The organism is Nonomuraea sp. ATR24 (genome assembly GCF_041950485.1).
In the GTDB taxonomy this organism is placed as follows: Bacteria; Actinomycetota; Actinomycetes; order Streptosporangiales; family Streptosporangiaceae; genus Nonomuraea; species Nonomuraea ceibae.
Genome location: NZ_JBGNUU010000013.1, coordinates 115,845 through 129,092, shown reverse-complemented (window position 1 = coordinate 129,092; position 13,248 = coordinate 115,845). Strand labels below are relative to the sequence as shown.

Sequence of the window (13,248 nt, the reverse complement as noted above, 5' to 3'; positions counted from 1 at the left end):
AATCCGTATGCGGGCGTCGTAACGTATCCCACACCAACGCGCGCCGGAGCGGAGCACAGCGCCCGCCACATGTGCGCGCCAGACAGACGACCCGGACCCCAGGCGTGCGGGGTCCGCGGGAGGTGGAGAGGTCCGCGATGACCCAGACGACGCCCGACGCTCCAGTGAGAAGGCAGCGTGCCCAAGTCAAGGTGCGCACCCTGCGCACCGACCGATGGTGGATCACCCCGCTGCTGACGTTTCTCGGGCTCAGCTCATTCCTGGTCTACGGGGTGTGGGCGATCATCGACACGAGCAACTTCGTCGAGCCCTATATCGCCCCCTTCGCCTCGCCCTGCCTGACGACCTCCGCGGTGTGCGACGGCGCCCGGCTGTTCGGGTGGGCTCCGATCGGCGACTGGTACGCGCTGCCGCCGGGGCTGCTCATCCTCGGTCTGCCGGGCGGGTTCCGGCTGACCTGCTATTACTACCGCAAGTCGTACTATCGCTCGTTCTGGCTGTCGCCGGCGGCGTGCGCGGTGCAGGAGCCGCACGGCAAGTACACCGGTGAGACCCGCTTCCCGCTGATCATGCAGAACATCCACCGCTACTTCTTCTACTTCGCCCTGCTGATCGGCGCGATCCTCACCTACGACGCGATCCTGGCGCTCGTCCACAAGCCGCTCGGCCTCGGCAGCTACATCCTGCTGGCCAACGCCGTGCTCATCCTCGGCTACACGCTGGGCTGCCACTCCTGCAGGCACATCACCGCGGGCCGGCTCAACCACTTCTCGCGCCACCCGTTCCGCTACAAGGCCTGGACCCTCGTCTCCAAGCTCAACGCCAAGCACCAGCAGTGGGCCTGGGCCTCGATGTTCTCCGTCATGGGCGCCGACCTCTACGTCCGTCTGGTGGCCAAGGGCATCATCGCCTTCCCGTTCGCGTAAGGAATCGTTTCACAGTGGAAATCGAGCGTCACGAATACGACGTCGTCGTCATCGGCGCGGGAGGCGCCGGGCTGCGCGCCGCCATCGAGGCCCGCCAGCAGGGCAAGCGCACCGCGATCGTGTGCAAGTCGCTGTTCGGCAAGGCCCACACGGTCATGGCCGAGGGCGGCGCCGCCGCCGCGATGGGCAACGTCAACTCCGACGACAACTGGATGGTGCACTTCCGCGACACCATGCGCGGCGGCAAGTTCCTCAACAACTGGCGCATGGCCGAGCTGCACGCCAAGGAGGCCCCGGACCGGGTCTGGGAGCTGGAGGCTTGGGGCGCGCTGTTCGACCGCACCAAGGACGGCAAGATCAGCCAGCGCAACTTCGGCGGCCACGAGTACCCCCGGCTCGCCCACGTCGGCGACCGCACCGGCCTGGAGATGATCCGGACCCTGCAGCAGCGCGTCGTCGCCCTCCAGCAGGAGGACTTCGAGACGCACGGCGACCACGAGGCCTACATCAAGGTCTTCCAGGAATGCACGGTCACCCGCCTGCTCAAGCAGGACGACCGGATCGCCGGCGCGTTCGGCTACTGGCGCGAGAGCGGCAACTACGTCCTGTTCGACGCCCCCGCCGTGGTGCTCGCCACCGGCGGCATCGGCAAGTCGTACGTGGTCACCTCCAACTCCTGGGAGTACACCGGCGACGGCCACGCGCTGGCCCTGCTGGCCGGAGCCAAGCTGATCAACATGGAGTTCATCCAGTTCCACCCCACCGGGATGGTCTGGCCGCCCTCCGTGCGCGGCATCCTCGTCACCGAGTCGGTGCGCGGCGACGGCGGCGTGCTGCGCAACTCCGAGGGCGAGCGCTTCATGTTCAAGTACATCCCCGAGGTGTTCAAGGACAAGTACGCCACCACCGAGGAGGAGGGCGACCGCTGGTACACCGACCAGGCCAACAACCGCCGTCCGCCGGAGCTGCTGCCGCGTGACGAGGTCGCCAGGGCCATCAACGCCGAGGTGAAGGCCGGGCGCGGATCCCCCCAGGGCGGTGTCTACCTGGACGTGTCGACCCGGCTGCCCGCCGAGGAGATCAAGCGCCGGCTGCCGTCGATGCACCACCAGTTCAAGGAGCTGGCCGACGTCGACATCACCGCCGAGCCGATGCAGGTGGGCCCGACCTGCCACTACATCATGGGCGGCGTCGAGGTCGACGCCGACTCCGGCGCGGCCTCCGTGCCCGGTCTGTTCGCGGCGGGCGAGGTGTCCGGCGGCATGCACGGCTCCAACCGGCTCGGCGGCAACTCGCTGTCGGACCTGCTGGTCTTCGGCCGGCGGGCCGGCGCGGGCGCGGCGGCCTACGTCGACACGCTCGCCGCCCGGCCCCGGCCCGCGCAGGCGGACGTGGACGCCGCCCGCGCCGAGGCCGAGGCGCCGCTCCAGCGCTCGGGCGAGAACCCGTACGAGGTCCACCAGGAGCTCCAGCGGACGATGAACGACCTGGTCGGCATCATCCGCAAGGCCGACGAGGTCGCCGAGGCGCTGGAGGTCGTGGAGAAGCTCAAGGAGCGCGCCCAGCTCGTCGGCGCGGCCGGGTCGCGCGTCTACAACCCCGGCTGGCACCTGGCGCTCGACCTGCGCAACATGGTGCTCGTCTCGGAGTGCGTGGCGCGGGCCGCGCTCAAGCGCGAGGAGAGCCGGGGCGGCCACACCCGCGACGACTTCCCCGGCATGAACCCCGAGTGGCGCCGCAAGCTGCTCGTCTGCTCCACCGGCGACGGCCGGTCGATCCAGGTCGAGGAGCGCGTCCAGCCCCCGATGCGCGACGACCTGATCACCCTGTTCGACCGCGACGAGCTGAAGAAGTATCTCACCGACGAAGAGATGGCCGAGTTCGACGGGATTTCGAAATGAGCTACAAGGCGAAGTTCAAGGTCTGGCGCGGTGAGGGAGGCGAAGGCAGGCTCGAAGACTTCACCGTCGAGGTGAACGAGGGCGAGGTCGTCCTCGACATCATCCACAGGCTCCAGGCCACCCAGGCCCCCGACCTCGCGGTCCGCTGGAACTGCAAGGCCGGCAAGTGCGGCTCCTGCTCGATGGAGATCAACGGCAAGCCGCGCCTGGGCTGCATGACCCGGATGTCCACCTTCGCGGAGGACGAGACCATCACGGTGACCCCGATGCGGACCTTCCCCGTCATCAAGGACCTGGTCACCGACGTCTCGTACAACTACCAGAAGGCCCGGGAGGTGCCGTCCTTCACGCCCCCGGAGGGCGTGCGGCCCGGCGAGTACCGGATGCAGCAGGTCGATGTCGAGCGGTCCCAGGAGTTCCGCAAGTGCATCGAGTGCTTCATGTGCAACAACGTCTGCCACGTCATCCGCGACCACGAGGAGAACAAGCCGGCCTTCTCCGGCCCCCGCTTCCTCATGCGGATCGCCGAGCTGGACATGCACCCGTACGACGTGGCCGACCGCAAGGACTCGGCCCAGCAGGACCACGGCCTCGGCTACTGCAACATCACCAAGTGCTGCACCGAGGTCTGCCCCGAGCACATCAAGATCACTGACAACGCGCTGATCCCGATGAAGGAGCGCGTGGTCGACCGCAAGTACGACCCGCTGGTCTGGCTCGGCAACAAGATCTTCAAGCGCTCGTCCAAGTGACACCGGCGGCGGGGCCTTCGGGCCCCGCCGTTCTCACTTGCTCTTGCGCCGCAGCCCGCGCTTGCGCTTGCCCTGCTCGGGCCGGGGCTCCTCCACCGTCGCGCCGTCTGCCGGCGTGTCCTCCGCCGGCGTGCCCGGCAGCGGCTGGACGACCGTCCGGTCCGCCGCGAACGCCTGCCACGGCTCGGCGTCGCCCTGCTCGGCCATCGACGCCGCACCCAGCGGGCGCTCGGGCGTGTCCTCGTACGGGCCCGCGCCGCCAGGCGGGATGTCCGAAGGCGGCGGCTCCGGCGGGACCAGCGGCTCGAACGGCGCCCGGTAGGCCGGCTCCTGGTCCACGGTGTCGAACTGGTCCGGCTGCAGCACCACCGGCTCCTGCACGGTCGCCGGCTGCTGGTGCTGGGGAGCCGCCTGGCCGTACATGGCCGGGTCCTGGTAGACCGCGCCGTACTGGACCTGGCCCCCCGGATACGTCTGCACCGGGACGAAGCTGATGATCGGCGCGTACGCCGTGCCGCCCGGATATCCGGGAGCCGGGAACGCCGCCGTCGCATAACCCGGACCCGCCGGGTAGCCCGCCATCTCCAGCGGCACCGGCGGCAGCTGCGGCCCCGCCTTGCGCACCGCCGCGGCGTGCGCCATCCGGCGCAACCGGCCCTCGAAGATCAGCACCGCGAACAGCACCAGCAGCACCATGACCAGCGCCGGAATGCTGAGCTGCTGCGTCAGCGTCCGCTGGTCGAACTCCGGCGCCGCGTTACGCACCTCCAGCGGGATCGGCTCGCTCTCCGACGACTGCGGCAGCGTCGCCGACGGCAGCGGGTCGCTGGTGGCCACCTGCGGCATCTCGACCTCCGACTCCGTCTCGGAAGGCGTCGCCGCCGGGACCTCCACGCTCTGCGTCGGCAGCGGCTGAGGCTGCGGGGCCGAGCTCGTCTGCGGCGTCGGATCGGGCGCCTGCGTGGTCTTCGTCGGCGTCGGCTTGGCGGTCGTCTTCTTCGGAGTCGGCGTCGCCGTGACCGTCTTGGTGACCGTCGTCTCCGGCTGCTCCGTCGGGGTCGGCGTCGGCAGCGTGGTGATGACGGTGACCGTGGTCTCCGGCGGACCCTCCTCGCACACCTCGCCCGCGTCACACGGCTCCACCGGGGTCAAGGCCGTCGCCGAAGCGCTCTGCCCCACGAACGGGGCGACGCCCGCGCAGGTCAGCCCCAGTGCGAGCACCATCGCGGACACGGCCGTCGCTCGCGTGCGTGCCACCTGTGCCCTCCGCGCAGTCCCGCAACCATGGTCAAGGGAATACTAGTCGGGTAAAAGGCACAGTAAAGACGGAATTACCAGACGTTTTTTTGAATGCGTGCCCGCTGCACCCTGGCGATCAGCCACAGCGCCCCCATCAGCGCCGCGATCCCCACCGCCACGGCAGGCACGCCCCGCGGCCCGGCCAGCGGATTCACCGCCTCCTCGGCCCGTACCTGCATCCTCCCGCCCCCGACCTCCCGAGGCAAGGGCGCCTCCACCGCCTCCACCGGCTGCCCGGTCTGCACAGGTGCCACCGCCACCCCAGCAGCAGGCGCTCCTCCCGGGGCGGGCATTCCCTGCCGGTCGGGCACGCCCCCAACGGCAGTGGCCCCACCCAACGCGGGCGCGTCCGCAACGTACGGCGCATACCCCCGCACGGTGGCCCCACCGGGCGCGGGCGCACCCCCGACCGAGGGGGCCGCACTGAGGGCCGGCGCGTCATGGGCGGTCGCGCCCTTCTGAGCGGATGCGCCCCGCTGAGCGGGCGCGCTGCCCGTGGACGGTGTGCGGCCACGTGCGGTGGGGTCGCCCGGCGCGGGCGCGCCCCCGACGGAGGGTGCGGCATTGAGGGCGGGCGCGTCCTGGGCGGGCGGGCGTTCCTGGCGGGACGCGTCCCTCTGGGCGAGCGCGTCCTGCCGGGACGGCCGTGCCGAGTGGCCCCCGGGGCGCGGAGGGACGGCGGCGGGCGGGGCGGCCTTCTGGGTGAGGCGTACGGCGTTGCCGCTGAAGCCCACCACGTCACGCGGCACCGGCCCCTCGAAGACCGCGGTACGCACACTCCTGGCGATCGTCGTGTGCCCGAGCCCGTCGTCCTCGCGCACCTTCGCCACGGCGGCCAGCTCGACCTCGCCGGCCCCCTGCGGAACGGTGAGCGTCACGTCCACGACCTGCTTGCCGGCGAGCCGCCCCAGTAGGCACACGCGGGCACCGGCGTCCACCGTCCCCGAGAGCGCCCGGTTCGCCGTCACCCGGGCGCCTGCCACCCGCCCGGGGACGCCCTCCGGAGGAACGCCGGCCCCCACCGGCGCGGGCGCGGGACTCGCGGCGGCCTCAGGGACGACCCCGGCTACAGGCTCGGTGACAGCTCCCGCTACAGCGCCAGTGGCCGGGCAGGCGACGGTCGTGAGGGCGGCGGCCGGGACCGTGGCGACCGCGAGCCGGGCGTCGTGCCCCATGCCCTTGAGCCGCACCTGGTAGCGCAGCACGTCGCCGGTCCTGATCCACTTGAGCACTCCGTCGGGGTTGCCCACCTGGTCGAGCACCATGGACACCCCGTTGGCCGCCGCCGGCACGGCGGGCACTGCGGCAGCGAGCATCAGGGCTCCGCCCACGATCCAGCCCCGATTCATGACGCCGCCTCCCTCATCGTGACAAATAACGCCCAGTAATCGTTATGTCACAGAGAGCGACCATTCAATCCTCGCGGAGCAGTTTCTCCACGGCTTTCATCACGGGCAGGTCCCCCGCCAGCCACGGCACGTCGTAGTACGCGCCGGGCGCGAGCCAGCGCAGCGCCAGGTGTTCCTTGGGCCGGGGCGTGCCGGCAGCGACGGTGGCGAGCCAGACGCGCAGCACGTACTCCTTGCCGAGCGCCCAGTCACCGCCGACCCGTTCGCCGACGGCGATCTCCACGCCGAGTTCCTCGCGGCACTCGCGGACCAGCGCGTCGAGCTCGCTCTCCCCCGGGTCGACCTTCCCGCCGGGGAACTCCCACCCGCCTCTCAGCGCCGCGGGCGCGCCCCGCTGCGCGGCGAGCACCTGCCCGCCGTCTCCCACGATCGCCGCGGCCACCACGATCACTGTCATAGGGATGCATTCTTCAGCTTCTCGAGCTGGTCGAGGACGGCGGGGTTCTGCAGAGGCCGGGTGAACCCGACGATCTTGTCCCGCGACTCGTAGCTCGTCACCTTGATCGGCCCGCACAGCCGGCAGCGTGCCTCCACCATCTTCCCCTTCGACACGACCATCCCGACATGCCCGGGGTTGTTGGCCGACGTGCCCGGCCCGGCGTTGAAGAACACCAGGTCGCCGGGCTGCTCGGTGCCCTGTTCGATCTTCACCCCGAACGGCCACTGCCCGAACGTGGTGCGCGGGATCGACAGCCCCGCCGACCGGTAGGCGGCGAAGATGATGCCCGAGCAGTCGAACGCGTCGGGCCCGGTCCCGCCCCACAGGTACGGCTTGCCGCGCTGGTCCAGCGCGTAGGCCAGGATCTTGCGCACGATGTCGCTGGGCGCGGCCTCGACCAGCGGCTCGTCACAGGAGTCGTCGGTCTCGGGCGGCACCTCGACCTCGCCGGACCTGGCGTACTTCCTGGCGATCTCCTCGACCTGGTCCACGTACCACCAGGCCCGGTTGTAGACGAACAGGGCGCGACGGACGTTCTCGGGGGCGCCGTTGCGCTTGAGCATCCTGGCCGCGCCGAGAATGGCGTCGGCGGGGTTGTAGACGTCGCCGATGCCGTCGCCGTCGCCGTCGGAGGCGTAGCCGTTGAACGTCGACGACATGGGGATTCGGGCCTTGCCGCCCCACGTGCTGATCAGGAACTGCATCGGCCCGGCCGCGCCGGCGTAGTTGGTGCCGCTCTTGACGCCCGGCAGGTTGGAGCGGCCGTGGTCGGTCTCGCGCTTGCCGACGGCGGCCAGGATGTTCCACTGGACGCCGATCTTCTTGCCGTGCTGCCGGTAGAGCTCCAGGTATTCGGCAGGGATGTCGGAGGCGGCCGAGTCGGACGCCTCCTGCACCTGGGTGCCGTCGGCGCAGTCGGGCGGCGCGCCACCGCTGCCGACGAACGACGGGATGGACGTCATCAGCATCGGCGACACGATGACCAGGACGAGCAGCAGCATCCCGGCGACGACGACCGCGAGGATCACGCGGGGGCGGGAGGTGTTCACCCCTGCGAATCCCCGTCCTGGCCCTCGTCGGCGGGCCTCAGGTCGAACACCCGCCAATCGGAGCCCAGCTGGCTGACCGTCACCGCGTAGTCGGCCGCCTGCTGCTTGGCGCCGCTCTTGCCGGTGAGCTGCTGCGTCGCGGTGAGGACGAACACGATGCTGGTCTTCTCGATCTGCCGGATCTCCTTCAGCGCGGCCGTCGCCGTCGACACGGTCTGGTCGTCCTGCTCCACCGGGCCGGCCGCGGTGCGGGTCCTGGCCAGGATGTTGCCGAAGTCGGCGGTGGTGTACTTGCGCACCCGGTCGGCGTACGTCTGCGGCGCCTCGTCGAAGCGGTACGTCGCGTACTCGGCGGTGAAGCGTTCGGCCAGGTCGGCGGCGGCGGCGAGCTGCTCCTTGGACATCGGCAGGAAGGAGTAGACGTCGAAGGGCGCGTCACTGGCGGTGGCCAGCGGCGTGCTCGCGATGACCGGCGTGCTCGTGGTCCGGCCGGAGGCGGCCTGCTCGGCGGCAGGCTGCTCCGGATCGGGCCACAGCCACAGGTAGGCGCCGACGGCAGCGATGATCACGACGATGACGGCGAAGGCCATCCCTCGCTTGTCGCCCCGCTGAGCCATGATCAGTCCCTGTCCGGGTGGGAGGGGTTGAGCCAGAACGGCACCGGCGGCTCGGCCTTGCGGGAGCTGCCCCACAGCGGCGGCGGCTCGGAGGCGCGGCCGTCGGACTCGGAGCGGCTGAACATGCTGCCGCCTCCGCCGTTGCCGAACACGCGCCCGTCCTCGTTCCTGCCGAAGATGCCGCCGCCGGACGACTGCCGGTCGGACCGCGACCCGCCGCCGGAGCCGGTCCGCCGCGACCCGCCGAACATCGACCCGCCCGACCGGGACCCGCCGCCGCCGCCCGAACCGCCGAACCGCGACGCGCGCGACCCCCCGGACCCGGACCCGGAGCCGCCGAACCGCGACCTGCCGGACCCGCCCGACCAGGAACCGCCGGACCGGGACCCGCCCGACCCGCCGGACCCGCTCGCGCCGCCTGAGCCGCCCGAGCCGCCGAGGCGGGAACCGCCCGTACGGGTGCCGCCCGAGCCTCCGCGTGGCGCCCAGCCACCGCCCGAACGGCCGCCGAACCAGCCGCCGCCCGCCGTACCGGAACCACCGGAACCACCCGAGCCGCCGGGACGGCCAGGGGCGGCGCCGCGCGGGGCCGCGCCGGCGCCGCGTGTGCGGGTCGGCGCGCCACCCAGGTTGAGCGGCGGCGCGTCGCCCTTGCGGGGAGCGGGCGCCTGCCGCCCGGCCGCCTTGCCGCCCTGCGGGTCGGTGTCGAGCGGCGCGGGCACCCGGACGCCCGACGGCATCGCGCCGGTCTCGCCCTCCTCGCCGCGCGCCCGGCCCTGGGCGACGGTCGCCGCCGTGGCGCCGGCCGCGCCGCCCGCCACCGCGCTGACGATGGGCTCCGCCTTACGCGCACCCCAGCGGCCGATCCTGGCCGAGGCGACCGGCGGCAGCACGTTCGAGGCCCGCTCCAGGACGGGCGAGCTGGCCGCGTCGCCGAGCATGCGGGTGGTGAGCGTGTGCCCGTTCATGGAGGCGAACAGGTGCTGGAACGGCCTCCGGTAGAAGAACACCGCGATCGTCAGCAACGCCATGAACAGGATCTGCATGCCCCACGGCATCGCGGTCGAGATGATCAGCGCGTAACCGTACACGAGCACGCCGAGCACGAGTGCGAGCACGGCCTGGCGCAGCAGGGTGCCGATCAGCATCTCCACCCAGCGCATGGCGATGATCCGCCCGCTGCCCGGATGCACGCCGATGAGCAGGAACACCGGCCCGAGGATGAGCAACAGCAGGAAGCCCACCTTGAGCACCAGCAGCGAGACCGCCACCAGGAAGATGAGCACCCCGGCCACCAGCGCGGCGATCAGCGCGCCGATGGCCACGCCGAGCCGGCTCGTCCAGTCACGCCCGGAGAAGATGAAGTAACGCGAGTCGTTGCGCAGCTTGTCAGCGATCTCGGCATATTTCGCCTGATGCGCTCCCACGTCGGGCGCCGGTTGGCCTGCCGTGGCCGGTGGGATGGACTGCGTCTCCAGCATCGTGCGGCCGAAGTCGCGCACGATGGGCTGGTTGGGGTCGGCGGTGCCGAACAGGCCCATCAGCCACGGCTTGCACACCAGTGTGGACCAGAGCGCGTCGGCGTTCTGGTCGACGCCCGGGGTGCCGTTCTGGCCGAAGCCGCCGGCCTTGACCTCGGGGCTGGCGTCACCCGGAGGCGGCAGGCAGGAGGCGCCGCCCGCGCCGGGCAGCCCGGAGAAGGCGGAGTTGACGACCTCGCCGGTCTTGTCCGTGACGACCTTGCCCAGGCCGGTGAAGTCCTGCGGCCGGCTGAGGAACCAGGTGGCGACCGTGACCGCGAGCACCATCCAGATCACGCCCTCGGCGGTCGTGGTGGCTCGCTTGCGGATCAGCCCGTACCAGGCCAGCCAGATCGCGCCGAGGATGACGATGGGCTGCAGGTAGGGCCAGTACATGGCCTCCGACAGGTTCGTCACGATGTCGTCGACCACGTCCTTGATCGACTGGAGCGGCCCCTCGGTCGCCGCCGCCTGGTAGGTCGTGATCGTGAGCCGGTCGACGGCCTTGGCCCACAGGAAGATCGTGTTGGCCCACGAGTTGCCGAGCACGGCGGCGATGTCGGAGCAGCCGAGCTCGTGCGTGTGCCAGAACTGTCCGGCCATGCCGAACTGGCTGTAGTTGGTGACCGCCGCCGGCGTGCCGGGCTCGGGTGTCGGCGGCTGCATCATGCCGTCGGTGCCGCCGCCGATCACCTCGGGGGCGAGCTCGCCGGACAGGTCACACGGGCCCGCGGCGGCGGGCGACAGGCTGCCCGCCACGATCGGCACCACGAGGACGCCGAGCAACACCACAAGCGCCAGAGCCCATCGTCTGGGTAGCCGGATCCTCATGACCGCACCTCCTGCGCGTGGCCCACTCCCCCTTGAAGATCATCATGCCCGCCGCCGCCGGGTTTGTCGTGTGTCGGGTTCGTGTCGAGCCAGCGGAGCAGCTCCTCGGAGATCAGGTCTACTCCGATGCGGCCCGCCCTGCCATCCAGATCACGGAAAATGCATTCCCCGTTGCCCAGCGATCTGAGGACGGCCTTGTGCTCCTCCGACGGTTCGACGCCCAGCAGCGACATCACGTGTCCGACCTCCACCCGTTCGGTCGAGCGGAAGGCGAACACCGACGACAGGCAGTTGGTCACCTGTTCGTTGAGCAGGTCGCCCGCGTTCTGCGAGACCAGGACGAGGGCGGTGTTGCGGGAGCGGCCCATCCGGCTGACCTCGGGCACCAGCTTGGCGCCCTCGGGCGTGGACGTGATCGCCCACGCCTCGTCCAGGAAGATCGCCTTGGGCGCGCGCCGGTCGAGGCCGTTCATCAGCCGCCGGGCGAACTGCGACACCAGGTAGAGCAGGGCCACCGACAGCCGCTGCTCGTAGGAGTAGTCGTCGCGGCCCGTGGCCACGTCGGGAAGCGTCAGCCCGCCGAGCGTGAACACGGTGGTCCAGCCCTCGCTGTCGATCTGGTCGCCGCCCGACGGGTCGAAGCAGAGCCTGGCCAGGTGCATCTCAGACATCGAGCGCAGCACCGCGCCCAGGTTCTTCGACGCGGCGTCCTCGGCCTGCTCCAGATAGTCGACGACCTTGCCGAGCGACGGGTCGGCGGCGTTGGACACCGCCGCCACCGCCTGGATCATCGCCGACTCGCGCTCCTCCGACATGCGCGGCAGCAGCAGCCGCAGCGTCTCGGTCGCCATCGTCTTCTTGGCCGCGATGTCGTCCCCGAACGAGAACGGGTCCAGCAGCCCCGGCGCGGCCGAGCCCAGCGGGATGATCCGCGCCTTGCGCTCGCGCTTCTGCAGCAGCTCGACCAGCGACTCTGCGTCGCCCTTCGGGTCGATCACCGCGACCGTGACGCCGCGCAACGCCATCTGGTAGATCATCAGCAGCGCCAGCGTCGTCTTGCCGCCGCCCGGCTCGCCGGTGATCGCGATGGCGGTCGGCCGGTTGCGGCTGGCCGCCAGCAGCGGGTCGAAGTGCACGATGCTGCGCGCCCGGCCGACGGTCTCGCCGATGTACGGGCCCAGCCAGCCCTCGCCGCCCTCCTCCAGCCGGTCGCCCAGGTCGACGGTCGCCGTCGCCATCCCGCCCGCGATCGTACGCAGCGGCTGACGCTGGGCGTAGGCGTTGACGCCCACCTTCTCGCCCGGCAGCGACTCGCAGAACAGCGAGAACTGGTCACCGGTCGAGTTGACCACGTCGATGCCCATGTCGCGGTAGTGCTCGACGACCGCCTCCACCCGCTGCACGCAGATGTCCTCGGTCGGCGCCGACACGATCAGCCGGTGCCACCCGTACACGAACGGCAGCCGCTCCTTCGTGATGCCGTGCTCCAGCATCCGGGCCGCGTCGATCTGCTCCGCCAGCGCCAGCGGCGCCTCCGCGCCCGCCTCGCGGATGTGGATGTCCATGTCGCGGGCGTGCGCCAGCTTGCGCGCCACGTCCTTGGACGCCTTCACCGGCGGGATCAGCCGCATCCGCGACGACACCTCCACCGGGAACGGCAACTGGTCGGCGAAGTGCATCCACGGCTCCCCGTCGGGGAACGGCATCAGATCCGGGAACCGGGCGAACGACAGATACGCCACGTACGAGTCGCCCTGCGGCTGCACGATCCGCAGCAGCGACCTGCCGTTGTGGATCTCACCCTCGACCAGCGACTCGATCTCGCCCTTGCCCCAGCGCCGCTTCGGGCTCGCCGACGGCGCCGCGTCCGCCAGCGCCCCCGCCGCCGCGTGCTGGAACAGCCACGCGACCTCCACCGACGTGGCATGCCGGGCATACAGGGCACTGGACGCCAGCGCCCGGCCCAGCCGCTCGGCCTGCTCGGTCCACCGGCCGACCTCGCTCTCGGGCACGTGGTCGTCCTCCAGCCCGAGGACCTTCTCCGTCTTCTGGTAGAAGCCGAACACCTGAGCCAGCACCCCGGCGCCCAGCTGCTTGCCCCGCGGACCGAGCCGTACGCCCAGATAGACCTCCTTCGACCAGAAGTCCTTCGCCCAGACGTGCCGGTACATCTCCTCCAGGTAGTCGCGCCAGCCCGGCCCCTCGTCGGAGGTCGCGTTGAGCGCCATCGCCCACTCCGCCGCCGGATAGGCGCGATGCGCCACCCGCAGGTGCACCTCGGCGTCGGGCATCCTGATCGCGGCCAGCGCGATCGTGATGTTGGTGGCCAGCGCCTCACGCTCCTCAGGCGTGACGAACTCGTAGCTGACCGTCGGAAGGCGGAAATACGCCCATGCGTCGGTGTCCGTGAGCAGGATGCGGTCGTCGAAATAGCGGACCGCCAGGCGCTGACGCGCTCTAGACGCCCTGCTCATGCCGCCCCCTCGGCGCATGAACGGGCCATGC

The 13,248-nt window shown here is 71.1% G+C and carries 10 protein-coding genes; 3 read left to right on the top strand and 7 right to left on the bottom strand.

The annotated features are described in order from the left end of the window. The first annotated feature begins 137 nt into the window (after positions 1–137). Genes ACBI99_RS28815 through ACBI99_RS28805 form a run of 3 tightly spaced genes read left to right on the top strand, consistent with a single transcriptional unit; the run spans position 138 to position 3,579 of the window. On the top strand, positions 138–926 hold the full coding sequence (locus ACBI99_RS28815) for a hypothetical protein (RefSeq protein WP_219511478.1): 789 nt from the start codon (positions 138–140) through the stop codon (positions 924–926). A 14-nt stretch (positions 927–940) separates the two neighbouring features. After that, on the top strand, positions 941–2,827 hold the full coding sequence (locus ACBI99_RS28810; protein ID WP_219511476.1) for a fumarate reductase/succinate dehydrogenase flavoprotein subunit: 1,887 nt from the start codon (positions 941–943) through the stop codon (positions 2,825–2,827). Continuing rightward, the gene (locus ACBI99_RS28805; protein WP_219511475.1) at positions 2,824–3,579 is read left to right on the top strand and encodes a succinate dehydrogenase/fumarate reductase iron-sulfur subunit; all 756 of its coding nucleotides are present in this window, start codon (positions 2,824–2,826) and stop codon (positions 3,577–3,579) included. Before ACBI99_RS28810 ends, ACBI99_RS28805 begins: the two co-directional genes overlap by 4 nt. Before the next feature lie 33 nt (positions 3,580–3,612). On the opposite strand, the gene ACBI99_RS28800 is transcribed toward ACBI99_RS28805, so the two are convergent. From ACBI99_RS28800 to ACBI99_RS28770, 7 genes are all read right to left on the bottom strand, one after another. Then, positions 3,613–4,836 (bottom strand): hypothetical protein, encoded by a 1,224-nt coding sequence (locus ACBI99_RS28800; protein ID WP_375073943.1) that lies wholly within the window; start codon positions 4,834–4,836, stop codon positions 3,613–3,615. Between the two features lie 74 nt (positions 4,837–4,910). Next, positions 4,911–6,194: a hypothetical protein gene (locus ACBI99_RS28795; RefSeq protein ID WP_375073942.1), complete on the bottom strand. Its 1,284-nt coding sequence runs from the start codon at positions 6,192–6,194 to the stop codon at positions 4,911–4,913. 97 nt (positions 6,195–6,291) lie between these two features. Further along, positions 6,292–6,684: a (deoxy)nucleoside triphosphate pyrophosphohydrolase gene (locus ACBI99_RS28790; protein ID WP_219511469.1), complete on the bottom strand. Its 393-nt coding sequence runs from the start codon at positions 6,682–6,684 to the stop codon at positions 6,292–6,294. Next, the gene (locus ACBI99_RS28785) at positions 6,681–7,775 is read right to left on the bottom strand and encodes an NlpC/P60 family protein (RefSeq protein WP_357589902.1); all 1,095 of its coding nucleotides are present in this window, start codon (positions 7,773–7,775) and stop codon (positions 6,681–6,683) included. The genes ACBI99_RS28790 and ACBI99_RS28785 overlap by 4 nt, the downstream gene beginning before the upstream one ends. Beyond that, a complete protein-coding gene (locus tag ACBI99_RS28780; RefSeq protein WP_375073941.1) occupies positions 7,772–8,392 on the bottom strand; it encodes a hypothetical protein in 621 nt (206 codons plus the stop codon). Before ACBI99_RS28780 ends, ACBI99_RS28785 begins: the two co-directional genes overlap by 4 nt. A gap of 2 nt (positions 8,393–8,394) precedes the next feature. Further along, positions 8,395–10,743: a type IV secretion system protein gene (locus tag ACBI99_RS28775; protein WP_375073940.1), complete on the bottom strand. Its 2,349-nt coding sequence runs from the start codon at positions 10,741–10,743 to the stop codon at positions 8,395–8,397. Next, positions 10,740–13,217 (bottom strand): ATP-binding protein, encoded by a 2,478-nt coding sequence (locus tag ACBI99_RS28770; RefSeq protein ID WP_219511462.1) that lies wholly within the window; start codon positions 13,215–13,217, stop codon positions 10,740–10,742. Before ACBI99_RS28770 ends, ACBI99_RS28775 begins: the two co-directional genes overlap by 4 nt. Positions 13,218–13,248 lie beyond the last annotated feature (31 nt).